Source organism: Ligilactobacillus hohenheimensis (assembly GCF_947381805.1).
GTDB lineage: Bacteria > Bacillota > Bacilli > Lactobacillales > Lactobacillaceae > Ligilactobacillus > Ligilactobacillus hohenheimensis.
This window is the reverse complement of sequence record NZ_CANCXC010000001.1, coordinates 656448-680541: the sequence shown is the minus strand read 5'-3', so window position 1 is coordinate 680541 and position 24094 is coordinate 656448. Positions and strand designations below refer to the sequence as shown.

The following is a 24094-nucleotide window of genomic DNA, read 5'->3' as shown; positions in this document are numbered from 1 at the left end:
TAAAAATAAACTGTGAACAGCAAAGTCGTTATAAATGAGTAAATTCTACGGTGAATGACAATTTAGACGGAATAGCTAGCCGTTGTACGTGCTTTTGAACTGATTAGTCCGTTCTGATGATGCTTAGTGTAATCTGCCATCACGTACTTGTGGTATTCAGCCATGGTGGTAAACATGTACGGCAACGTCCAGAAGAAACCAATGCCGTAGGTGATAATACTTAGAACAAGCCATCCAAAGAATGACAACATTAACCCCAACAATTCCCATTTATGGCCGTCCATTACTTTGCGGCTTAGGGTGATTGCTTCCCGGGCCGTCATGGGTGTCCCGTTATCGATGGCATCCTGGATGATGTAGAGGGACTGGGAGTAGGCCAACGCCTTAATCCAGCCGGGAATAAAGAAAAGCAGGAACCAGAGAATATTAAAGACTGTGGATAAAAGCCATGTCTTAAAGAAGCGCCAGCCCCGGTGGTGAATAAATTGGCTAAAGGTGGCCGCAAAAACGTTCTCCGTTTTTTTACCATTAACAAGATCATAGGTGGCAGCTTGCATGCCCGTTTGAAGGAATAGTTGGACGCAGGTGATAATAAATAAAAGAATGGCTGCAATGATCATGAAGATACCAAGAAAGGCATATAGGCCACCATTATCAGGATTAAAAACAAATATGGCAGGGAACGATGTAATTAATAATAATACATAGCCAGCAGCTACCATGATGTTACTTGCGATTCCAAAAATAAGAACGGTGAGGGCGCCCCAGCCCCAGTTTCCCCGTAACTTCTCCTTGGCCGCAGTTTTTAATTCTTTCCATAACATAAAATTCACTCCCCATATGTACTAAACAAAACCTGTTCCAGGAAGCTCCAGAACAGGTTTTATTATAGTATATTAAATCACTAGGCGTTAAAACTGGCCGTTTGCTGACCATCAGTTGATGTCTGCCCCTGCCGCTTTGCGTAATCGTCCATCACGTACTTGTGGTATTCAGCAAGCGTGGTTTGCATGTAAGGAATCAGCCATAGAAAACCAATGAAAAGGGTACAGAATGATAAAATTCCCCATCCTAGGAATGAAAGGCCAAGTACAAAAAATTCCCATTTGTGACCGTCCATTACTTTCCGGCTAAGGGTGATAGCTTCAGTGGCTGTCATTGTTTCCCCTGCATCGGCAGCATCCTGGGCGATATAAATTGCTTGGGAATAAGCAATCCCTTTAATAATTCCAGGAATAACAAGTAGAAACATCCATAAGGTCTGGAAGATACAACTCAATATCCAAGTACTAAAAATCAGCCCAGATCGTTGCCCCTTAACCTGACTAAACGTGGCCATGAAGACGTTATCCGTTTTCTTATCGTTTACTAGGTCGTACGTCGCAGATAACAACCCTAAGCTTAAAAAGGCTGTGATAAGACTAACAACTATCTTGACCCGAAAAACAGGTAGGAATGCGCAGATTACCAAATAAATCAGTGTCACTAACGCACCCCAACCCCAGTTTCCACGCAACTTTTCCTTGGCAGCGGCCTTTAAATCAGCACGTGTCATCAATCAACAACTCCTTTTATGTAATTGAAACGTTAGTAATCCTATCAAATAAAGTGGGGGGGGTCAAGGGCCACCTCCTGATAAACGTTGACATTGCACCGTTTTTTTACTATTCTAGGCGATGGAAAAGTTTAGTGACGACGGATGAGGATGAGCGGTGTCAGCCGTACAGCGAGCCCCGGAAGTGTGAGGGGGCCGGTGAGCCGTTCGGGGCGCTTCCCGAACTAAATTAATTAAGTGCTAACGAAGATAGTTCGCTAGAAATAGGGTGGAACCGCGGTGAAAATCGTCCCTATGTGCCTGCAAAGGGCTCATGGATGATTGGGCTGCGGGTTAATTTTTATATGAGGAGGATACAAATGACAGCGAAGTTATCCGTGCAGGATATCATCCTGACACTTCAGCAGTTTTGGGCGGAACAGGGATGCATGCTCATGCAGTCCTACGATACGGAAAAGGGGGCCGGAACGATGAGCCCGTATACGTTTTTACGGGCGATTGGGCCGGAACCATGGAACGTTGCCTACGTGGAACCGTCCCGGCGGCCAGCTGATGGACGGTATGGTGAAAACCCTAACCGGTTATACCAGCACCACCAGTTCCAGGTATTAATGAAGCCATCACCGCAAAACATCCAGGAGTTATACCTGCAGAGTTTACAGCGGCTGGGAATTGTGGCAACCGAACACGATATCCGGTTTGTCGAGGATAACTGGGAGAACCCGTCAATGGGCTGTGCCGGGGTCGGCTGGGAAGTCTGGCTGGACGGAATGGAAGTCACCCAGTTTACCTACTTCCAGCAAGTCGGTGGTCTTGAAGTGAACCCCGTGGCCGTTGAGGTGACGTACGGGTTGGAACGGTTGTCGTCATACATTCAGGACGTCAACTCCGTCTTTGACCTTGAGTGGGCGGACGGTGTTTTGTACGGCGACATCTTTAAGGAACCAGAATTTGAACACTCAACGTATTCGTTTGATGAAAGCGATCAGGAAATGTTGCTGCAGCAGTTTGACACCTTTGAGAAGGAAGCAAAGCGGCTCTTAGAGTTAAACTTGGTTCACCCGGCATACGACTACATCTTAAAGTGCAGCCACACGTTTAACTTACTGGATGCGCGGGGGGCGGTCTCCGTTACCGAACGGGCGGGGTACCTTTCTCGGATCCGGAACATGGCACGGAAGGTCGCGCGGGTCTTTGTTGCCGAACGAAAGAAGCTCGGGTTCCCGTTGATTAAGGACGAGCAGCTCCGGCAGCAGCTCTTAGCAGAGGAGGAGAAATAATGGCACATACGTTTTTACTTGAAATTGGGGTCGAAGAAATGCCGGCCCACGTGGTAACGCCCAGCGTTCACCAGTTAGCCGACCGAATGGCAGCCTTTCTAAAGGAACAACGGCTCGCTTACGACCAGATCGAGCAGTTTTCAACGCCCCGGCGGTTAGCCCTCAAGGTCACTGGATTAGTCGATAAGCAGGACGATATTTCAACCGAAGCGAAGGGCCCGGCTAAAAAAATTGCGCAGGATGAAGACGGAAATTGGACCAAGGCGGCCATTGGGTTCTCCCGCGGTCAGGGAATGACGCCGGATGACATCTTCTTTAAGGAGTTAAAGGGCACTGAGTATGCCTACGTTAAGAAGTTCGTAGCGGGTAAGCCGGCTGATGAGGTTCTCCAGGACATGGCACCGGTTATTACTAAGATGAACTTCCCGACAATGATGCGGTGGGGAACGCAGGACTTTAAGTTTATCCGGCCAATCCGGTGGCTGGTGGCGCTTCTTGATGACGCGGTTGTTCCGCTGACCATTCGTGATATTTCTGCGGGGAAGGAGTCCCAGGGTCACCGGTTCCTTGGTCATCCGGTAACCATCAAGCAGGCGGCAGATTATCCGGAAGTACTTAAGGATGAGTGGGTGATTGCGGATGCAGCGGCCCGGAAGCAGATGATTACAACGCAGATTGATCAGCTCGCCCAGCAGCATGACTGGCAAATCAACGTTGAACCTGGTCTCCTAGAAGAGGTTAATAACCTGGTTGAGTACCCGACCGTTTTTGCGGGGAACTTTGACGAAAAATACCTGCAGGTGCCGGATGCCGTATTGATTACCTCAATGCGGGACCACCAGCGGTTCTTCTACGTGACGGATCATGCCGGTAAACTGTTGCCGCACTTTGTTTCCGTGCGGAACGGGAACGCCGAGTACCTTGACAACGTGGTTGCCGGAAACGAAAAGGTGCTGACGGCCCGGCTGGAAGACGCCAAGTTCTTCTACGAAGAGGACCAGAAGACCACCATTGCGGACTACGTTGAACAGCTTAAGAAGGTTTCGTTCCACGATAAGATTGGAACCATCTACGAGAAGATGCAGCGGGTCGACAACCTTGCCCAGCAAATCGGGCAACAGGTCGGCTTAACGGCGGATGAGTTAGCCCACCTTCACCGCGCTGCGCAGATTTACAAGTTTGACCTGGTAACCGGGATGGTCGGTGAGTTTGCTGAGCTTCAGGGAACGATGGGTGAGATTTACGCCCGGCTTCAGGGTGAGGACGAGGCTGTCGCGGTGGCCATGCGTGAAGAATACATGCCAACCAGTGCGGACGGCGCACTGCCGCAATCAAAGGTTGGAGCGGTCCTGGCCATTGCTGATAAGCTCGACAGTATTCAGGCCTTCTTTGCGGCGGGGATGCTTCCGAGCGGTTCGAATGACCCGTATGCTCTCCGGCGCCAGGCCCTGGGAATTATCCGGATTATCAAGGACCAGGGGTGGAACCTTGGGGCAACTGCCCTGGAAGGGTTTGTTGATCAGGCTGCTCAGCAGTTGCCAGCACTGTATAAGACGATTCCGGCAACGGAAAACCGTCAGCAAATGACTGCCTTTATGATGGACCGGGTTGCTCAGCTTCTCCACGATACTAAGTACCGCCACGATATTATTGAAACCGTTGTTGCGGGAAAGGACAACGCCTTCCCGGCCATCTTTAAGGCCGCCCAGGTTCTCAGTGACCACAGTGCGGATGCTGACTTTAAGGAAACGATTGAGGCCTTAACCCGGGTTGTTCGGTTAAGCAAGAAGGCCGGAGACTTAGCCGACTTGACGGTTGATCCGGCACTCTTTGAGAATGATTCAGAACGGCAGTTAAACGATGCGGTGGCGGCAATTAGCGCCGGGTTTGCCAAGCAGGATGTTGCCGGAAAGTACGCTGCTTTGGCGGGCTTGAAGGACGTTATTAGTACGTACTTTGATGCCACGATGATTATGAGTGATAACGAGCAGGTGAAGAATAATCACTTGAAGCAGCTGGTGGTAATTGCGCGGTTAACCCGGACACTTGGAGACCTGACCCAGTTAATTGTGAAGTAGTGGCGGCGTGATTCTAAACAGCTAAGGAGTGGACTTTTAGTCCGCTCCTTTTTATAATAGTAGTTACTATAATTGGGTTTAGTAGCGGTATTAGCCCGGAAAGGAGGAACGCGTGGCACGGATACCAACAGCAGTCATTGACCGGATTCGCGACGAGGTCAACATCGTCGACGTTATTAGCAAGTACGTTCAGCTTCGAAAAGAGGGACAAAACTGGTTTGGCCTCTGTCCGTTCCAGACGGAAAACACCCCGTCGTTTTCGGTGCGGGAGGATAAACAGTTTTACTACTGCTTCTCGTGTGGGCACTCGGGAAACGTTTTTCGGTTTGTTCAGGAAATTGAGCACTGTTCGTTTGTCGAAGCGGTCATTAAGGTCGCTGATTTCGCCAACATTCCGCTTGATGATCAGGTGCGCAATGCGGCTAGTAGTGGTCAAAGGACGTCCTTGTCAGGGCCCGACCAACGCCTGCGCAAGATGTATGCGGTGGCTGATGACCTCTATCACCATGTGCTGGTGAATACGGCCTTAGGAGAACCGGCCCTGAAGTACGTGCATGAACGGCACCTTGATGATGAAATTATCGAAGAGTTCCATCTTGGGTTTGCCCCGACAGCCAAGCAGGACCTGCTTGTGGAGGTTTTACACGAACAGGGGTTTAAGGATGACGAAATGCGCAAGTCCGGTCTCTTTGTGACGGGCCGGGACGGGAAGTTACGGGACCGGTTTCTTGGTCGGGTGATGTTCCCCCTGCGCAATGAAAACGGCCACGTAATCGCCTTTTCCGGCCGAATTTTGGAGAAAGCGTCCAACACCCCGAAGTACCTCAATTCACCGGAAACACCGCTCTTTAATAAGCGCCGGGTGCTCTTTAACCTGGACAAGGCCCGGGAAGCAATCCGGCAGGGCGGTGGAGTAATCCTGTTTGAAGGCTTTATGGACGTAATTGCCGCTTACCGGGCGGGAGTTAAAAATGGGGTTGCATCGATGGGGACCAGCTTGACAAACGAGCAGGTGGCCGTCCTTCAGCGCCTTACGACAACGATTAACGTGTGTTATGACGGTGATGAAGCGGGGCAACGGGCAATTAACCGTGCACTTGGATTAATGCTGCCGGTGAAGGGGCTTCAGCTGGGAGTGATTACGTTACCGGCGGGTTTGGACCCGGATGAGTACCTTCAAAAGTACGGGACGGAAAAGTTCCAGCAAACGTTGACGACTACCCGTGAAAGTCCGCTGGCGTTCTTCATGCGGTATTACCGGCAAGGACGTAATTTGGCAAACGAAACGGATCAGTTAGCGTACTTGCAGGACGTGTTGCGGGCAATTGCTCAGGTGGACAACCAGATGGAGGTTGACCTGTACCTGGGGCGGCTGTCCAAGGAATTCCACCTTTCCCAGGAACAGCTTGCCTTGCAGTTGGCGGGGATTCGCCAGCAGGCGGGCGCCCAGCGGCAAGAAGAACGCCAAGAAGCACCGCGGGAGTTTGCACAGCAGTACGCCGCAGCCCCCACACAACGGGAGAAGCTTTCGCGGACCGAACGGGCGGAACGGTTGTTACTCCACCGGATGTTTACTGACGATGCGATTCGGGAGCGGATTTTTGCGGATGACACGTTTACGTTTCCGCACGAGGTCTACGAAGAAATCTACGTTCATTTTCAGGGGTATTTCCAGGACCGTAAGGAGTTTAACGTTGCTGATTTCCTCACCTTGGTGGCTGATCAGCGGCTTGCCCGGGTAATTAATGCGATCGAAATGGCGCATTACCCGGAACCAGCACCGGACGGGGAAGTCGATGATTGCCTTGCGGTCATTAAACATGACTACCCGATAAAGGAAAAAGTTGATAAAATAAAACAGGAGATTGCTGATGCCAAGCGGGCGAATGACCAGGACAGGATTGTGATGCTTCTTACGTCGCTGGTTAAGCTTCGGCAGCAGGAACAAGATGAATAGGGAGGCTGTAAACTGTGGCAAAGGAGAAGAAGGACCAATTTGACAAGGTAGCCTACGAAAAGGCGATCCGGAAACTTGTCCAGAAGTACAAGAAGAGCAAGCAGATTACTTATAACCAGCTAACCGATGAACTGGCAACGCCGTTTCACCTGAATGCCACCCAGATGGATAACCTCATCATTAAGGTGGAGGACGAGGGAATTTCCGTGGTTGATGAAAACGGGAATCCAAGTGAACAAAGCTTAAAGGCCGCAAATAGTGAAGCCGAAAAGGCCCGGAAGGACAAGAATGTTTCCGCCCCGTCAGGAGTTAAGATTAACGACCCGGTGCGGATGTACTTGAAGGAAATCGGCCGCGTTGACCTCCTGACAGCGGATGAGGAAAAGGAATTGGCCCTCAAGATTGAAATGGGGGACGAAGAATCCAAGCAACTGTTAGCTGAAGCCAACTTGCGGCTGGTAGTGTCAATTGCTAAGCGGTACGTTGGCCGGGGCATGTCCTTCCTTGATTTGATCCAGGAAGGGAACATGGGGCTGATGAAGGCCGTTGAAAAGTTTGATTACCGGAAGGGATTCAAGTTTTCAACGTACGCCACCTGGTGGATTCGGCAGGCCATCACGCGGGCGATTGCTGACCAGGCCCGGACAATTCGGATTCCGGTTCACATGGTGGAAACAATCAACAAGTTAATCCGGATTCAGCGGCAGATGCTCCAGGACCTCGGGCGGGAACCAATGCCGGAAGAAATTGGGTTTGAAATGGATATGCCGACCGAAAAGGTGCGGGAAATCCTGAAGATTGCCCAGGAGCCGGTGTCACTGGAAACCCCAATTGGGGAAGAGGATGATTCCCATCTTGGTGATTTCATTGAAGACCAGGACGCAACGAGCCCAGCGGAGCACGCTGCGTATGAGCTTTTAAAGGAACAGTTGGAGAATGTTTTGGACACCCTGACTGACCGGGAGGAAAACGTTTTGCGGTTGCGGTTTGGACTGGATGATGGCCGGACCCGGACCCTAGAAGAGGTTGGGAAGGCCTTTGGTGTGACGCGGGAGCGGATTCGGCAGATTGAAGCAAAGGCGCTCCGGAAGCTGCGGCACCCATCACGGTCAAAGCAGTTACGGGATTTCTTGGACTAGTTGGAACTAAGAATAAGATATCATGGTGAGGCTGAGACGGATGTCCCAGCCTCATTCTTAAGGAGGATGTTAACGTGGATGCACGGCACTTATCAAAGCGCTTAGCAACGGCCGCTGAGTTTGTTCCCGTAGGAGCGCGGTTAGCCGACATTGGTTCGGATCACGCATACTTACCGGCGTTTTTGGCACTTCGGGGCCGGATCGAGTACGCCGTTGCGGGGGAAGTCGTTCGCGGACCGTACCAGAACGCCTGCCGGGAGATTACGCGGGAAGGATTACAGGAAATCATTGTTCCCCGGTTGGCGGACGGCCTAGCAGCAATTAATGCGGATGACCGGATTGATACGGTAACGATTTGTGGCATGGGGGGGCCGTTAATCCGGGATATTCTATCCGCGGGAGCATCCCAACTGCTGCACCATCCCCGGTTAATTTTACAGCCCAACGTGGGGGAGGATAATGTTCGGCGGTGGTGCGTTCATCACGGTTATGGGATTGTTGCCGAACGAATTGTTAGGGAAGACCGCCATACCTATGAGATAATTGTAGCGGATTACGATCAGGGAATCCGGCAGCTTAGTCCGGAGGAAGAACTATTTGGCCCGTTCTTGATGCGGGAGCACGCCGCAGCCTTTGTGGATAAGTGGACTCGCGAGCGCATCAAGCGGGAGCGGATTTTGCACCAGGTGCAGCAAGCGCAAACTCCCGCTGAAGACCGGATTTCCCAGCTCCAATCCCAAATTAAAATGATTACGGAGGTTGTGCCAGATGGTAACGGTAAGTGATGTTGTTGCTCCAATGGAACGGTATGCACCGGCGTGGTTAGCGGAATCGTGGGATCACGTCGGCCTGCAGTTGGGGGATAACCGGCAGGAAGTGCATAGGATGATGGTGACGTTGGATGTGCGGCCGGAAACCGTGGCCGAGGCCGTTGATGCCGGGGTGGACTTGATTTATGCGCACCACCCAGCAATGTTTCATGCGGTGAAGACCTTTGACCTTTCCGTGCCCCAAAACCAGATGTACGCGACCATCCTGCAGCACGGGATTACCGTGTACGCCGCCCATACAAACCTGGATAGTACGGCCAACGGGATGAATGATTGGTTGTGTGCTCAGCTGGGGTTAAAGGACGTCGCCGTGCTTATTCAGCCGGATGCTTCCCAGCGAGCGCACATCAAGGCAGAGCACCGCACCGGATTGTACGGGCTCGGGCGGCTAGGAACGTTACCCCGCCCGTTGACGGCCCGGGAATTTGCGGATTACTGTGAGGAACACCTGGACGTTCCTGGATTACGGTTGATTACCCCTGACCATGACAAGATGATTTCCCGGGTAGCGGTCCTCGGCGGGAGTGGCGCTGGTTTTTATCAGGACGCGCTTGCGCAGGGGGCGGATGCCTATGTGACGGGGGATGTCGGCTATCATACCGCGCATGACATGGTGGCGGCTGGCCTAACGGTGGTTGATCCAGGACACCACATTGAGGTCGTCAGTGCTACGCATATGCGGCAACTCTTTGAGAAGTGGAACCAAGAAAATGAGTGGCACATCGACGTTATTCAGTCTAAAATTAACACTGAACCATTTGAATTTATTAAGTAGGATTTTTAATGAGGTGATTAATTCATGGCAAAATATGAACAACTCGTTCCCCGGTTTTTAAAGTACGTTAAGACGGAAACACGGTCTGACGAGAACTCAACGACAATTCCGTCAACGCAGACCCAGGTGGAATTTGCCAAGGAGCTGGCGGCGGAGTTAAAGGAAATCGGCCTTGATAACGTGCGGATTTCCAAGAAGAGCGGTTATGTTTTCGCCACCCTTCCAAGCAACATTGACAAACCGGTGAAGAAGGTTGGGTTTATTTCCCATATGGATACGGCGGACTTTAATGCGCACAACGTTAACCCGCAAATCTGGGAAAACTACGACGGCGAATCCGATATTAAGTTGGACGAGGAGGGGAAGTATGTGCTGTCCCCGAAGGATTTCCCGAATTTAAAGAACTACAAGGGACAAACGTTAATTACCACTGACGGTTCGACGCTCTTAGGGGCGGACGATAAGACCGGGGTAGCGGAAATTATGACGGCCATGGATTACCTAGTTCACCACCCAGAAATCAAGCACGGTGAAATTGAAGTGGGAATCGGTCCGGACGAAGAAATTGGAACCGGGGCTGACAACTTTGACGTGGATGATTTTGGCGCCGACATTGCTTATACCGTTGACGGCGGCCCGTTAGGAGAGCTTGAATACGAAACGTTCAACGCCGCCCAGGCGAAGATTACGTTTGTGGGGAAGGACGTTCACCCGGCAACCGCAAAGGGCGTAATGATCAACGCCATTAAGTTAGCCGAAGAATTTGACGCTCAGCTGCCAGCCCACGAAGTTCCCGCCGAAACGGAGGGCCGCGAAGGCTTCTACCACGTGCTATCAATGAACGGCACGGTCGACCACGCCGAGATGACCTACATTATCCGGGATCACGACCGGCAGAAGTTTGAAGAACGGAAGCAGCTGGTCAAGGACATTGCTGCTAAGATGAACGCTAACTACGATGAGCCGCGGGTAATCGTTGACATGAAGGACCAGTACTACAACATGCGGGAAGTCATCGAAAAGGACATGACCGTTGTTGACACTGCTAAGCAGGCGATGGAAAACCTCGATATTACACCTGATATTTACCCGGTTCGGGGAGGAACGGATGGTTCGAAGATTTCCTTTATGGGAATTCCAACCCCTAACCTGTTTGCTGGGGCGGAGAACATGCACGCCCGGTATGAATTTACGTCCGTTGAAGTGATGGAAAAGGCCACGGATGTGATTTTAGAGATTGTGCGGTTAGTTGCCGGTGAGGAGAACTAATCCGTAACACAAAAGTAATTTTCCATTAGCAGAGCTAGTCCGCAAGTGGACTGGGCTCTGCTTTTTCTTCCCGGACGTTCCGGGAAGGTATGCTAGAATAACAGCAGGTTAGAAAGGGAGATGCAGATGGAAGTCCACAACGTTGAACTAACAATCAGTGCTGTGCGGCCGGAACAGTATCCGCAGGGAAACTTGCCAGAAATTGCGTTGGCAGGCCGGTCAAACGTCGGGAAATCGTCCCTGATTAATACGCTAATCAACCGCAAAAAACTTGCCCGCACGTCAAGCCAGCCGGGAAAGACACAGACGTTAAACTTCTATAATGTTGAGCACCAGCTTAATTTTGTGGATGTTCCGGGTTATGGGTATGCCCGGGCTTCCAGGCAGGACCGCGAAAAGTGGGGGGCCATGATTGAGGAGTACTTTGCCCAGCGCCAGCAGCTGGCGGGCGTGATTTCCCTGGTGGATTCCCGGCATGCACCAACGGAACTAGACCAGCAGATGATTGATTTCATTCACTATTACCAGTTCCCGTTACTGGTGGTCGGTACAAAGATTGATAAGATTCCACGTAGCCGGCGGAATCAGAGTGAGAGCGTGATTCGGAAGACATTGCAATTGACGGCGGATGATCAACTAGTGCTGTTTTCGGCGGTGGATCGAACCGGGAAGGACGATGTTTGGCGCTGGATTGAACAGCAGTGTAACCTAACAACAAACGGAGGGAAATAAAATGGACTTTGATGATTACCAAAAAGCGGCGAACCGGACACTGTACGGGAACGAGCGGGTGCTGACCAACTGTGCGCTGGGGTTAGCCGGAGAAAGCGGGCAGTTAATTGAGCTGATCAAGGAGTATACCTTCCACGGTGATGAACTTGATCGCGACCGCTTAATTGATGAGATGGGGGACGTTTTGTGGTACCTCTCCCAGATTGCTGAGTGGGCAAAGATCCCGTTTAGCGAGGTGGCCGAGCAAAACATTGATACGCTGAAGAAGCGGTACCCGCGGGGATACGAACGGGAAAATTAATTGGGGAAAAATGGAGGCTGTGACGAGATGGTCACAGCCTCTATTATCTTACTTGGCATCGTCCTTTTTATCTGCTGTTGGTTTCTTTTTGGGGGTGCGCTCATCCTTTCCCCGCTTCTGGTCGTCAGGACCAATGGCAAACTTGTCGAAGAGCTTGTCTAGGTTAGCGTCCCGGGTAATTTTTAGTCCCATTACGATTCCTCCTTTGATAACTGTCAGCGTTAGCGTACCAGTTTTATAAATAAAGCGCAAACGGGAGTTTTTGAACGGGATTTCATTCGCGTTATAATCAGGTGAGATTAATTATTACGAAGGGAGGTTCTGTGCTTTATGGCAACCCAGCACATTGAAAATAAATTAAAACTGTTACCGGACTTACCGGGATGTTACCTGATGAAGGACGTTAATGGCCACATTATATACGTGGGAAAGGCGAAAAACTTAAAGAACCGGGTGCGGTCGTACTTTAAGAGCTCCCACGAGGGGAAGACGGCCCGGCTGGTTTCCCAGATTCGGGACTTTGAAACAATCATTACGTCGACTGACAAGGAAGCCTTTCTGCTGGAAATTACGCTGATTCAAAAACATAAGCCGTACTACAACATCAAGCTGAAGCAGGGAACCGGTTACCCGTACATTAAGATTACCAACGAACGGGACCCGCAGCTCAAGATTGTTAGCCAGGTCAAGCGGGACGGGGGCTTTTACTTTGGCCCGTATCCCAACGTCTATGCGGCAACCGAAACGCTTCACTTGCTGGAAAAGGTTTATCCGTTAAGACACTGTTCTGGTCGGCAGGGACGGCCGTGCCTGTACTATCACATGGGCCAGTGTTTGGGAGCGTGCTTTAAGGACGTTCCTCGGGAGGCGTACGCGAAGAATATCGAAAAAATTAAGAGTTTCCTGAACGGAAACGTCGGTCAGATTAAGCGGGAGCTGCGGGCGAAGATGGAAAAGGCGGCCGCAAACCTCGAATTTGAACGGGCGGCGGAACTTCGGGATCAGCTCAAGTACGTGGCGATGACGGTTGAAAAGCAAAAAATCATTTCCAACGATAATACCCCGCGGGATGTAATTGGGTATTACATGGACAAGGGCTGGCTGTCGTTACAGATTTTTTCAATCCGGCAAGCGCGGTTGATGAAGCGGGAAAAGCGGCTTTTTCCGTGTGTGGACACGCCGGAAGCAGAAATGACGTCGTTTATCCTTCAGTTGTACCAACAGCGTAACCGGATTAAGCCCAAGGAACTCCTGGTTCCAGCTAGTTTGGATGCGGCAATGCTCAGTGATTTACTCGGGATTCCGGTCAGAACCCCGGTGCGGGGACAGAAGCGGTCCCTCCTTGAGATGGCCCAGAAAAATTCGCGGTTAGTTCTGGAAGAAAAGTTCCGGTTGTTGGAACTGGACAACCGGAAGACGGTGGGGGCGATGGACGAGTTGATGGACGTGTTACAGTTGCCTCATGGGCACCGGATTGAGGCGTTTGACCACTCCCACATTCAGGGCCAGGATCCCGTTTCAGCGATGGTATGTTTTATTGATGGTCAGCCCAACAAGAAGGAATATCGCAAGTATAAGCTGCGGGATGTTGACCACGCGGACGAAGCGGCCAGCACGCGCGAAGTGATTTACCGGCGTTACAGCCGAATTTTAAAGGAGCACGGGGAACTGCCGGATTTAATTCTCATGGACGGCGCAGAAACGCAGGTTGCGGCGGCGCAGGATGTGCTTGAAAACCAGCTGGGATTATCGATTCCGGTCGCGGGGATGGTAAAAAATACGCATCATAAAACGGCGGACTTGATGAACGGGGAGTACCAAAAAGTGCAGTTGGACCCGAAGAGTGAGGCGTTTTACCTGTTACAGCGGATTCAGGACGAGGTCCACCGGTTTGCCATTACGTTCCACCGGCAACTGCGGTCCAAAAATTCGTTGTCTTCCCGGCTGGAACAAATTAAGGGGGTCGGGCCGAAGACGCGGATTAAGCTGTTAAAGCAGTTTGGCTCCCTGCGCCACATTGAAGAGGCGTCGCTAGAAGAAATCGAAGCACTAGGAATTTCCGCTAAGGTGGCCAAGGCGATCAAATTAAGCTTGCGGAATGTTCAGTAGCTGATTGGTGGGTGAATTTGGTATAGTAGGACAGGAGATTATACCGGAAAAGAGGGATGGATATGTTTGTTGATCACGTTCAAATTCAAGTAAAAGCCGGAAAGGGGGGCGACGGAATCGTTGCCTTTCGCCGGGAAAAGTTTGTGCCGAACGGTGGCCCGGCCGGCGGTGATGGTGGTCGGGGCGGAAGTATTATCCTCCGGGTTGACGAGGGATTGCGCACCCTGATGGACTTTCGTTATCACCGGATTTTTAAGGCCAAGGCCGGTCAAAACGGGATGAATAAGGGAATGTACGGTCGGGGTGCCCAGGACCTCGTGGTGGCTGTTCCGGGCGGGACAACCGTGACGGATGCTGAGACCGGAAAAGTTCTGGGTGATTTGACTCAAGCAGGTGATGAACTGGTGGTCGCAAAGGGGGGCCGCGGCGGTCGCGGAAACATCCACTTCGCGAGCCCAAAAAACCCCGCACCAGAGATTGCGGAAAACGGTGAACCAGGGCAGGAACGCACGCTTAACCTGGAGTTAAAGATGCTGGCTGACGTGGGGGTAATCGGCTTCCCGTCAGTGGGAAAATCGACGCTTCTGTCAGTGGTAACGAGCGCTAAGCCTAAGATTGCGGAGTACCACTTTACCACGTTAGTACCGAACCTGGGAATGGTCCGGCTGGACGATGGCCGGGACTTTGCCATGGCTGACATGCCCGGGTTGATTGAGGGCGCTTCAGCCGGAATCGGGCTCGGAATTCAGTTTCTGCGGCACATTGAACGGACCCGGGTTCTCTTACACCTCGTTGATATGTCGGGAACGGAGGAACGCGACCCGTACGAAGATTTCTTGAAGATTAATGCTGAGTTGAAAAAGTACGATCCGGCCTTACTAGAACGGCCGCAGATTATTGTGGCTAGCAAGATGGATATGCCGGATGCAGCAGCAAACCTGGAACGGTTTAAAAAGCAGATTGCGGCGGACCATACCCTACCACAAACGCCAGAAATTATGGCGGTGTCGGCCCTCACGCATCAGGGGTTGGACCAGTTAATCCACCATGTTGCGGATGTTCTCGACCAGACCCCGGCGTTCCCGTTATCCACTGCCGAGCAGGAAGAAGCGGTCGAATACACGGCACCGTCACAGGAAGAGCCAGCCTTTACCGTTACGCGAGACGAGGACGGGACCTGGGTTCTTGGCGGAACGCGGTTGCTTAAGCTCTTTAAGATGACTGATTTGAACCACGATGAAAGTCTGATGCGCTTTGCCCGGCAGATGCGGAGAATGGGGGTTGATGACGAGTTGCGGCGACAGGGCGCCAAGAACGGTGATTTGGTTCGAATTGAGAAGTTCACGTTCGAGTTTGTTGATTAGGTAGGATGAAGCTGCCGCTTTCTTACCGATAAATAGCTTTTAGGAATAAACGAGCTGGGTGTAATGCCAAAAGCCACCGCATTACTTGTTGTGCAGGTGGAACGGGGCTGCACTCAGCCCGTTTTTGCTTTAGGATTGGTGGTTAAGTAATAGCAATCACTTCCCGGTGAAACGCAGGCGGAAGGCGGGAAAGAAAATCCTGTAAATTACAGCAAGTTGTTATATTCAACTAAAAGCGAACGCGCTATAATTGGTGGGTGATAACTGATTCCAGGAGAGACTGGGTTGGGATGAGGAGAACAGTATGGAGCAAAAAAAGACGTATATTACGGGATTTGATGGGTTACGTGCATTAGCAGTCGCGTTTGTCATTCTGTACCACCTGTTTGTTTACCAGTTCAAGGGTGGTTTCATGGGTGTGCTAATTTTCTTTGTGTTGTCTGGTTACCTGGTAACAAGTTCGATTATCCGGGAGTGGACAACGACCGGCCGGCTGGACCTGCTTAATTTTTATTGGCGGCGGATTCGGCGGCTGTACCCAGCCCTGGTAGGGGTTCTGGCGGCAACGCTGGGTTACATTGCGTTTTTCCAACGCTCCCTTTTAGTGCACATCAGGGGAGCGGTGATCAGTAACCTGTGCGGGGTGTACAACTGGTATGAAATTGCGCACCATCAGTCGTACTTTGCGCGGTTTGGGGTGCAGTCCCCGTTTACCCACCTCTGGTTTATGGCAATTCAGTTCCAGTTTTTAGTGATTTGGCCCTTCCTGATGGTGTTTCTTTTTAAGTTCTTGCGTGAACGGCGGGGCGCCCTGTTCTTCAGTTTAGTGGGGTTAGCGCTGTTATCAGCCCTTTTGATGGCCGTTTTGTACCAACCAGGGAAGGATCCGTCCCGGGTATACTACGGAACGGATACCCGGATCTTTGCTGTTTTCATCGGAGCAGCGTTAGCGGTTATCTGGCCGTTAAACCGGCTAAAGGCGCGGCTCGACTGGGGGCGGCGAACAGCGTTTGATCTCCTAGGGTTTGGCGCACTGGTTGTAGTGGTTATTATGTGCGGCTTTTGTGATGACGAACGGCCGTGGTTATACCGGGGCGGGATGTTGCTGTTTTGTATTGCAACGGCTGTTCTGATTGCGATGGTTGCCCATCCTGGGGCGGACATGAACCGCGCGCTTTCAAACCGGATTTTTACGTGGATTGGGCAGCGAAGCTACGGAATTTACCTGTACCAGTATCCGGTGATGGTTTTGTTTGAAGCAAAGGTTAACGTTGCTACTCACCCGGTGATTTATGCGTTGATTGAGATTGCGCTGATTCTGGTAATTAGTGATGTATCCTATCACCTAATTGAAAAACCAATTGCCCGGATTAAGTGGGGGCAAATTCGGAGTACAATTCGCGAATTCTTCAAGCGGCATTCCCGGTACGGCTGGCGGCGGTTAGCGTTGGTGCCGGTCCTTGCACTGTTAGCGGTTGGTTTGTACGGCTTCTGTTCGCCGGCACCGAAGCAGCCGAACCCGGAAAACGGCAGTCAGGCACTTCAGCAGGCGATTCAAAAGAACCAGCAGGCGGTGAATAAGCATAACGCAGCCCTGGCGCACGGGAAGAGTGGGCAGCAGGCGGCGAATGCTAGTCAACAAACTTCGGGGCCTAAGTTACCGGCATCGATTCGGTTGACTTCTGCCGAGCAGCAGCAGGCGCAGAAAATGAAAATTACGGCGGTCGGTGATTCCGTTTTGGCGGACTCGTCAGCCGCATTGCAGAAGATTTTCCCACAGATGTTTATTAACGCGAAGGTTGGCCGGCAGGTTGATCAGGCAATTCCGGTTCTTCAGGACTTAAAGAAGCAGGGGAAGCTGAACGGGCCGCTGTTAGTGGTTGAAGGAACCAACGGGCCGTTTACGGATGACCAAATGAAACAAATTATGCAGTTAGCGGGGAACCGGCCCGTTTACTGGGTGAACGTCCATGTGCCAACGCGGCCGTGGCAAAATGAAGTGAATACTAAGTTAACGGCAAGTAAGAAGAAGTACAAGAACTTAACGATTATTAACTGGTACAAGTTTAGTAACGGGCATACCGATTGGTTCTACGCCGATAACGTACATCCAAATCCGTACGGGCTTAACTTCTTCAGTAACTTTGTCGCTAAGCAAATTCTTAAGCACCATTAATTGCAAAGGAATATCTCCGAAGTGATAACGGGTGGAGTGGAAGTAAGAAGCCGAGCGAATTCCATGGTTCGTTGGCTACATTTTTCCGTTCCACCCGTTTGTTTTGGCGTTATTTAATAAGCAAACGGCCCGCAGCAATCCGGTAACCAAAGACCGGGCGGCTGGTTTCCTCCGGTGCGGGTTGCCAATCAAGGTGAAACCCGGGAGCGTAGTGGGCGAGCTGGTGTTGGAGTGCTTTGATGGTGATGGGGTGGGGAGCCGGAACTAGTGTAAGGTGGTCGTGTCCTAACGGTCCCCGGGTTACCGGGACTGCCGGGGTAGTGTCATAATATACCGGTGTTGTTGGAGCGACACCGGTGGTTGCATTCAGAAAATCGTGGATTAACACGGGAAATTCTCCTTTCAAAATTCGTAATTAGTCCATTTTTGCATCAAAATATTAGAATAAAGCATCTTTTTCCCTTAAAGTTCCGAAGAATCTGCGCTATAATGGCACTAACTTTGTGAGATAAGGGGTAGAATTGATGAACAAGTTATTTAAGTTGCGGGAAAACAATACGACCGTTAGTACCGAAATTGTTGCCGGGTTAACAACCTTTTTCGCAATGTCGTACATATTGTTTGTTGCGCCTAATATTTTAGGAACGACGGGAATGCCCCGTCAAGCAATTTTTCTGGCAACCATCATTGCATCGGTTGTTAGTACGTTGATTATGGCGTTTTTTGCAAACGTCCCCTACGTGTTAGCGCCGGGGCTCGGGTTGGCCACCTTCTTTGCGTATACCGTGGTTTTGCAGCTCGGCTTTACATGGCAGCAGGGATTGGCGCTCGTCTTTTTATGCGGGGTAATTGACGTTTTAATTACCGTAACTAAGATTCGGCAGCTGATTATTCAGGCGATTCCGCCGGTATTGCAACACGCAATTGGCGGGGGAATTGGATTGTTTGTGGCTTACATCGGGCTGAAAAACGCTGGCTTTATCAAGTTCATCGTGGATAAGGCGGGAATTACGAGCATTAACGGCGTACCGTACCATCCGGCAGCCACCCACTACGCTGGTGGGGTGCATGCGTTTGTGGCTAACAGTAGTGCTACTCCTGCCCTGGTAAACTTTAACCACGCCGCCCCGCTGGTAGCATTAGTAGGATTGCTAATTATGGTGGTGCTCCTGATGTGGAACGTGAAGGGTGCCATTCTAATCGGGATTATTGCCACGACGATTATCGGAATTCCGTTTGGGGTGACTAATCTCCACGTTGCAGCCGGGGCTTCCCTAGGAACGGCCTTCCATCAGCTTGGAAGCACGATGGGAGCGGCGTTCGGAGCCCAAGGAATGGGCGCACTATGGAGTCATCCCGGCCGGTTATTACTTGCGGTAATGACAATCTTTGCTTTCAGTTTATCTGATATTTTCGATGCGATTGGTACGTTTATCGGAACGGGGATGCGGTCAGGAATCTTTACAACGACTGACCACCAGGCCCTTGATCAGGGAACTGGGATGAACAATAAGATGGGCCGGGCGTTGATTGCCGATGCCGCTGGTTCAATTATTGCGGCCATTTTCGGAACATCAAACGTTGAAACGTTTGTGGAAAGTGCATCAGGAATCGGTGCTGGCGGTCGGACGGGCTTAACGAGCCTTACCGCTGCCGTAATGTTTGCCCTGAGCAGTCTGTTGGCCCCGGTCGTTGCGATTGTCCCGGATGCAGCCACGGCGCCCGCACTGATTGTCGTGGGGGTAATGATGATGGCATCGTTTGCTAATATTAAATGGGCGGACCTTGAGGATGCCATTCCGGCGTTCTTTGCCGCTGGGTTCATGGCCCTGTGTTACAGTATTGCGTATGGAATTGCGGCCGGGTTTATCTTCTACATCTTCGTAAAGTTGGCCAAACGGAAGGTCAAGGAAATCCATCCAATGATGTGGATCTGTACGGCACTGTTTATCCTTAATTTTATTGTGTTAGCGATTATCGAATAGTTTATGGGGAAGAGGTTGAGTGATGCTCAACCTTTTTTTTGCTGTCATTCTGCCTGGGTTTCTTATTTGATGAGAATAACGAAGGGCTGAGGTTTGCCAAAATCCGTGATAAAATGGCTTTGTGTGCCGTTAATTGGCAAATAAAGAGAAATCGGGTACGAAAAATAATGGAAATTGAATTTTTAGGAACTGGTGCTGGCTCCCCAGCAAAGTCCCGCAACGTTACGGCTGCCGCGTTAAAGCTGTTAGATGAATGTAATGCGGTGTGGTTGTTTGACGTTGGCGAGGGCACCCAGCATCAGATTTTACGGACAACGATTCGCCCGCGGAAGGTTACGCGCATTTTTATTACGCACCTCCACGGTGATCATATTTTTGGACTCCCGGGATTTTTGAGTAGCCGGTCATTTCAGGGCGGAAATCAGATGGGCCCGTTAACAATTTACGGCCCCCGGGGAATTCAGGAGTATGTGCGGACGAGCCTGCGAGTATCCCAGACGCATCTGGGGTATCCGCTTAAGTTTGTCGAGTTTGCACCTAACGAAGCGGGAGTTGCCGTTGACGATGAGCGTTTCCGGGTGGAATATGCGCCGCTCGATCACCGGATTCCGTGTGTGGGTTACCGGGTGATTGAAAAGGATTATCCCGGGGAACTGCAGGTTGACCGCCTAAAGGCTGACGGTATTCCGGCTGGACCGGTTTACGGCCAGTTGAAGGCCGGAAAAACGGTAACGCTCGCAGATGGGCGAACGATTTCAGGGAAAGATTACGTTGGGGCGCCGAAAAAGGGCCGGATTGTGACGATTCTGGGAGATACCCGCCAAACAGCGACGATTCGCCAGCTTGCTCACGGGGCGGACGTCCTTGTCCATGAAAGTACGTTTGGGAAGGGCGAAGCGCGGTTAGCGCGGAACTACTACCATTCAACGTGTATTCAGGCAGCGACGGTTGCCAGGGAAGAAGGGGTTAAGCAGCTCCTCTTAACGCATATCTCAGCCCGTTATGTGGGGCCGGCGATTAAGCAGTTAATTAACGATGCCCGGGATGTTTTTCCAGCAACCCGGGTGGTCCGGGACTTCGACGTCATTCCGGTCCCATTTTCCGCTGATAACTAGGAGGAAAGCGATGAATCACTTTCGTCATTCTCAAAGGATTGCAGGCCGGGTTGTGCTGATCATGGGAGCGTCCTCGGGACTAGGCGAGCAGCTTGCGTACGCGTTTGCTGCCGAGCACGCCCGCATCGTTGTTTGTGCCCGGCGGAAGGAACAGTTAACCCGGGTAGCCCGGAAATGTGCCCGGCTATCAGGGCAGCCGGCAACCCTGTTTCTCACGGACGTTGCGAATGCCAGTGAAGTAGTGCGAACAATCGCAGCGGTTGAACGGCAGGTTGGACCAATTGAGATTGGGATCAACTGTGCGGGATTTGGCAGGATGATGCCGGCGATTGAAATGCCCCCGGAAGTTACCGCACAAATGTTTCGGGTTAATACGGTAGGGACCATTACCGCGAGCCGGGAAATGGCCCGGTTAATGGCTGCCCGCCATTCCGGAACGATTGTGAACGTGGCTTCGAGTGCGGGAAAGGTTGCGACCCCCAAAGCGGCGGTCTATGCTGCAACGAAGGCAGCTGTAATTGCCTATTCAAACGCCCTTCGTCTTGAGTTACGGCAGACGGGAGTGCACGTGCTTACGGTTAACCCGGGACCGATGCGCACCCCGTTTTTTGCGCATGCAGGAGCGGCAGCTGATTACCTTGACCAGTTAGGATCGTTAGCCCTAACACCAGAGAAGGTGGCTGCTCAGGTAGTCCGGGCCGTTCTCACGGGTAAACGCGAGTTGAATACGCCGTGGCTGTTTGAGGCGGCTCACCGGGCGTATGATTGGGCTCCCCGGGTAGCAGATTGGTTGACGGCGACGGTGTTTAACAAGAAATAGGGGAATGAAAATGAAACGACAATTGAAATTGATTGGTGCTGTTGTTCTTGCACTAATCGTGGTTATTTTTGCAATGGCTAACTTTCAGCAGGTAACGGTTTACTTCTTGTTTGGAACTGTCCGGCTACCGTTAGTCGTAATTATTGTGGGTGCGCTTCTAATTGGAATGGTTATTACCTTTATGGGAGCGGTGCCGACCATTCTACGGTTGAAAACGCAGAATAAGCGGATGAGCAAGAAGCAGGCCTCCCAGCAAACGGACAAATAGGTGGTAAGTTGTGGTTAAAGCAAAGAGTAAGTGGGTGCCATTAAAGGAGGACCCAGCCGTTGACTACGAGCAGTTGGTCCAGCAAACGGGATTAAATCGGTTAGTAGTTGATTTGTTAGTTGACCGCGGCTACCGGACGGTCGAAACAATTGACGGTTTTTTACACCCGCAGGAGACTGATTTGCATGATCCCTTCCAGATGCATGATATGAAGGCGGGGGTTGAGCGGATTAAGCAGGCCATTGTTGCGGGAGAGAAAATCGTAGTATACGGCGATTACGACGTTGATGGCTTGACGAGTACTGCCATTATGGTTGAAACCCTCGAGCAGCTTGGAGCCAATGTTGAAGCGTACATTCCCGACCGGTTTAAGGACGGCTACGGGCCGAATAAGGCAGCTTATGACCGGTTGATTACTGCGGGCACGCAGTTAATTGTAACCGTCGATAACGGAATTTCTGGAAAAGATGTGATTGCGGATGCGATGAAGCGGGGAGTGGACGTTGTGGTAACTGACCACCACGAACTTCCTGAGGAACTTCCAGTAGCAACCGCGGTGATTCACCCCCGTCATCCTGCCGGTCAGTACCCGTTTGGCGGATTATCTGGTGCGGGCGTTGCCTTTAAGGTGGCATCTGCGCTTTTAGAGGAACCGCCGGCAGAACTTCTTGACCTGGTTGCGTTGGGGACGGTTGCCGACCTTGTTCCGTTAGTGGACGAAAACCGGGCACTTGTCACGTTTGGGCTGGCAGCTTTACGGACAACTTCGCGCCCGGGGTTACAAGCGTTATTGAAGGCGACTAATACTTCGTTTACAGAGATTGACGAAGAAACAATCAGCTATACGTTGGCACCGTGTCTGAATGCGCTGGGACGAATGGAAAGCGCTCAGGAGGGGGTTGAATTACTGACGACCTTCGACCAGGAGCGGGCAACAGCGTTAGCGGAACACCTAACGAAGTTAAATGATCAGCGTAAGCAGTTAGTGGACCAAATTACTACTGAAGCGGGCGAGTATTTGGCCCATAAGAAACATTCCCATGCGGTAAACGTGGTTTGGGGGACTGACTGGCACGAAGGCGTCTTAGGAATTGTTGCAAGCCGGTTAGTTGAGCAAACCGGAAATCCTACCGTGGTCCTAAACTATGATAGTCGGCGGGGAGAAGCAAAGGGGTCTGGCCGGTCGGTTGCAGCCTATAATCTCTTTGCCGCCCTGGATGGTCACCGAGATTTAATGACGAATTTTGGAGGGCACCACATGGCGTGTGGCTTGGCCTGTACTAAGGAAGCCTTGCAGGGCCTGCAAACGGTTCTTGATGAGGAGTACTCCGCACAGGTTACTCGTCCAGAGAAACCCGCATTAACCATCAGTGGTCAGCTTTCGGCCCAGCAGGTGACTTTGAACCTGATTAACGAATTAGCGGTGCTTGCGCCGTTTGGGCCGGAAAATCCTAAACCCGTCTTTGAAATTACCGGAGCAACTCCCCCGACAATTAGCGCAATGGGGAAGGACCAGGAACACCTGCGGGTAACGTTTCAGGAAGCGCGGTTGAATGCCGTCGCCTTTTCGGTTGGGGATACGATTCCGCTTATCAAGCAGGATCGGGCCACCCTGCGGCTTGTTGGCGAATTGAGTAAAAATGTTTTTCGGGGCCGGACGACGCCGCAGGTAATGATTAAGGACATGATGACAACGGAGGCGGCAGAAACGGCCTCTGGTGCGATCAAGGTGGTTGATAACCGGACTCACCGGTGGGGACCAGGGTTATTTACAACCCCAGGGTTATACGTGTGTTTTGACGAACAGCTGGCCCACCAGTTGTGTACCCACCTGCCTTCGCGAAAAGATATAACGGTTTGTTCTGCAACCACGGCGCTAAAGCCGGCAGAAACCCTTACGGTGGTGGATTGTCCAGCTACCCGCGCCCAGCTTAAACGGGTGATGCAGGCGGTCCAACCAGTCGAGGTGCGAATTCTTGCCCATCACAGCGCAGGACGACTAAGTTTGCCAAGTCGGGCACAATTTGGTAAACTCTATAAGTTCGCCCGGCAACATCACCAAGTTGATGTCCGGCACCGGATTGGGGAGCTGGCAACGTACCTTCATCTCCCGGTAACTGACCTAGTGTTCATGATTCAGGTATTACAAGATGCTGGATTAGTGACGGTCAATGCGGGGTTGATGGATGCGCAGTCGACGGATCAAACCGTTGATTTAACGGTGCAACCGCGGTATAAAGCCCGGGCGGATGCGGTGTTGCTTGAGCATCAATTACTGGATAGTTCGGTAAGTGCCCTAACGGCATTGGTACAAGAATTAGCTGGAAAGGCTGCCCAGTAA

At 51.4% G+C, this 24094-nt stretch carries 21 protein-coding genes; 17 read left to right on the top strand and 4 right to left on the bottom strand.

Annotated features, from left to right (window positions below):
* Positions 1-62: 62 nt before the first annotated feature.
* Positions 63-824, bottom strand: a complete 762-nt coding sequence (locus QOR60_RS03290; protein WP_283581928.1) for a DUF975 family protein — start codon at positions 822-824, stop codon at positions 63-65.
* 80 nt (positions 825-904) lie between these two features.
* On the bottom strand, positions 905-1555 hold the full coding sequence (locus QOR60_RS03285; protein ID WP_283581927.1) for a DUF975 family protein: 651 nt from the start codon (positions 1553-1555) through the stop codon (positions 905-907).
* A gap of 359 nt (positions 1556-1914) precedes the next feature.
* Here QOR60_RS03285 and glyQ point away from each other — a divergent pair, with 359 nt between their 5' ends.
* The 9 genes from glyQ (at position 1915) to QOR60_RS03240 (ending at position 11916) form a co-directional block, all read left to right on the top strand.
* Positions 1915-2835 carry a glycine--tRNA ligase subunit alpha gene (gene glyQ, locus QOR60_RS03280; protein WP_283581926.1) on the top strand — a complete coding sequence of 307 codons (921 nt, stop codon included), beginning with the start codon at positions 1915-1917 and terminating at the stop codon, positions 2833-2835.
* Positions 2835-4913: a glycine--tRNA ligase subunit beta gene (gene glyS / locus QOR60_RS03275; protein ID WP_283581925.1), complete on the top strand. Its 2079-nt coding sequence runs from the start codon at positions 2835-2837 to the stop codon at positions 4911-4913. Before glyQ ends, glyS begins: the two co-directional genes overlap by 1 nt.
* Positions 4914-5025: 112 nt before the next feature.
* Complete coding sequence (gene dnaG, locus QOR60_RS03270) at positions 5026-6870, top strand: DNA primase (RefSeq protein WP_283581924.1); 1845 nt, start codon at positions 5026-5028, stop codon at positions 6868-6870.
* Between the two features lie 14 nt (positions 6871-6884).
* Entirely contained in the window at positions 6885-8009 is a 1125-nt protein-coding gene (gene rpoD / locus QOR60_RS03265) for an RNA polymerase sigma factor RpoD (RefSeq protein WP_283581923.1), read from the top strand.
* 74 nt (positions 8010-8083) lie between these two features.
* The gene (locus QOR60_RS03260; RefSeq protein ID WP_283581922.1) at positions 8084-8794 is read left to right on the top strand and encodes a tRNA (adenine(22)-N(1))-methyltransferase; all 711 of its coding nucleotides are present in this window, start codon (positions 8084-8086) and stop codon (positions 8792-8794) included.
* A complete protein-coding gene (locus QOR60_RS03255) occupies positions 8778-9614 on the top strand; it encodes a Nif3-like dinuclear metal center hexameric protein (RefSeq protein ID WP_283581921.1) in 837 nt (278 codons plus the stop codon). The genes QOR60_RS03260 and QOR60_RS03255 overlap by 17 nt, the downstream gene beginning before the upstream one ends.
* 24 nt (positions 9615-9638) lie before the next feature.
* Positions 9639-10883: a peptidase T gene (gene pepT / locus QOR60_RS03250; RefSeq protein ID WP_283581920.1), complete on the top strand. Its 1245-nt coding sequence runs from the start codon at positions 9639-9641 to the stop codon at positions 10881-10883.
* A gap of 126 nt (positions 10884-11009) precedes the next feature.
* Positions 11010-11615 (top strand): ribosome biogenesis GTP-binding protein YihA/YsxC, encoded by a 606-nt coding sequence (gene yihA, locus QOR60_RS03245; RefSeq protein WP_283581919.1) that lies wholly within the window; start codon positions 11010-11012, stop codon positions 11613-11615.
* Position 11616: 1 nt separating this feature from the next.
* Positions 11617-11916 (top strand): nucleoside triphosphate pyrophosphohydrolase family protein, encoded by a 300-nt coding sequence (locus QOR60_RS03240; RefSeq protein WP_283581918.1) that lies wholly within the window; start codon positions 11617-11619, stop codon positions 11914-11916.
* Between the two features lie 48 nt (positions 11917-11964).
* Here QOR60_RS03240 and QOR60_RS03235 read toward each other — a convergent pair whose 3' ends face one another.
* On the bottom strand, positions 11965-12108 hold the full coding sequence (locus QOR60_RS03235; protein ID WP_283581917.1) for an SPJ_0845 family protein: 144 nt from the start codon (positions 12106-12108) through the stop codon (positions 11965-11967).
* 138 nt (positions 12109-12246) lie between these two features.
* Here QOR60_RS03235 and uvrC point away from each other — a divergent pair, with 138 nt between their 5' ends.
* From uvrC to QOR60_RS03220, 3 genes are all read left to right on the top strand, one after another.
* Positions 12247-14025 (top strand): excinuclease ABC subunit UvrC, encoded by a 1779-nt coding sequence (gene uvrC / locus QOR60_RS03230; RefSeq protein ID WP_283581916.1) that lies wholly within the window; start codon positions 12247-12249, stop codon positions 14023-14025.
* A gap of 62 nt (positions 14026-14087) precedes the next feature.
* Positions 14088-15389 carry a GTPase ObgE gene (gene obgE, locus QOR60_RS03225; RefSeq protein WP_283582015.1) on the top strand — a complete coding sequence of 434 codons (1302 nt, stop codon included), beginning with the start codon at positions 14088-14090 and terminating at the stop codon, positions 15387-15389.
* A gap of 304 nt (positions 15390-15693) precedes the next feature.
* Complete coding sequence (locus tag QOR60_RS03220) at positions 15694-17565, top strand: acyltransferase family protein (RefSeq protein WP_283581915.1); 1872 nt, start codon at positions 15694-15696, stop codon at positions 17563-17565.
* Between the two features lie 109 nt (positions 17566-17674).
* Here QOR60_RS03220 and QOR60_RS03215 read toward each other — a convergent pair whose 3' ends face one another.
* A complete protein-coding gene (locus tag QOR60_RS03215; RefSeq protein WP_283581914.1) occupies positions 17675-17953 on the bottom strand; it encodes a hypothetical protein in 279 nt (92 codons plus the stop codon).
* Positions 17954-18089: 136 nt separating this feature from the next.
* On the opposite strand from QOR60_RS03215, the gene QOR60_RS03210 reads away from it, so the two are divergent.
* The 5 genes from QOR60_RS03210 to recJ all read left to right on the top strand — a co-directional run bounded on the left by QOR60_RS03210 (position 18090) and on the right by recJ (position 24094).
* A complete protein-coding gene (locus tag QOR60_RS03210) occupies positions 18090-19550 on the top strand; it encodes an NCS2 family permease (protein WP_283581913.1) in 1461 nt (486 codons plus the stop codon).
* 167 nt (positions 19551-19717) lie between these two features.
* Entirely contained in the window at positions 19718-20665 is a 948-nt protein-coding gene (gene rnz, locus QOR60_RS03205) for a ribonuclease Z (RefSeq protein ID WP_283581912.1), read from the top strand.
* A gap of 10 nt (positions 20666-20675) precedes the next feature.
* Positions 20676-21485: an SDR family NAD(P)-dependent oxidoreductase gene (locus QOR60_RS03200; protein WP_283581911.1), complete on the top strand. Its 810-nt coding sequence runs from the start codon at positions 20676-20678 to the stop codon at positions 21483-21485.
* 10 nt (positions 21486-21495) lie between these two features.
* Positions 21496-21753 carry a LapA family protein gene (locus QOR60_RS03195; protein ID WP_283581910.1) on the top strand — a complete coding sequence of 86 codons (258 nt, stop codon included), beginning with the start codon at positions 21496-21498 and terminating at the stop codon, positions 21751-21753.
* Positions 21754-21763: 10 nt separating this feature from the next.
* Positions 21764-24094, top strand: coding sequence for a single-stranded-DNA-specific exonuclease RecJ (gene recJ / locus QOR60_RS03190; RefSeq protein WP_283581909.1), 2331 nt, complete (start codon positions 21764-21766; stop codon positions 24092-24094).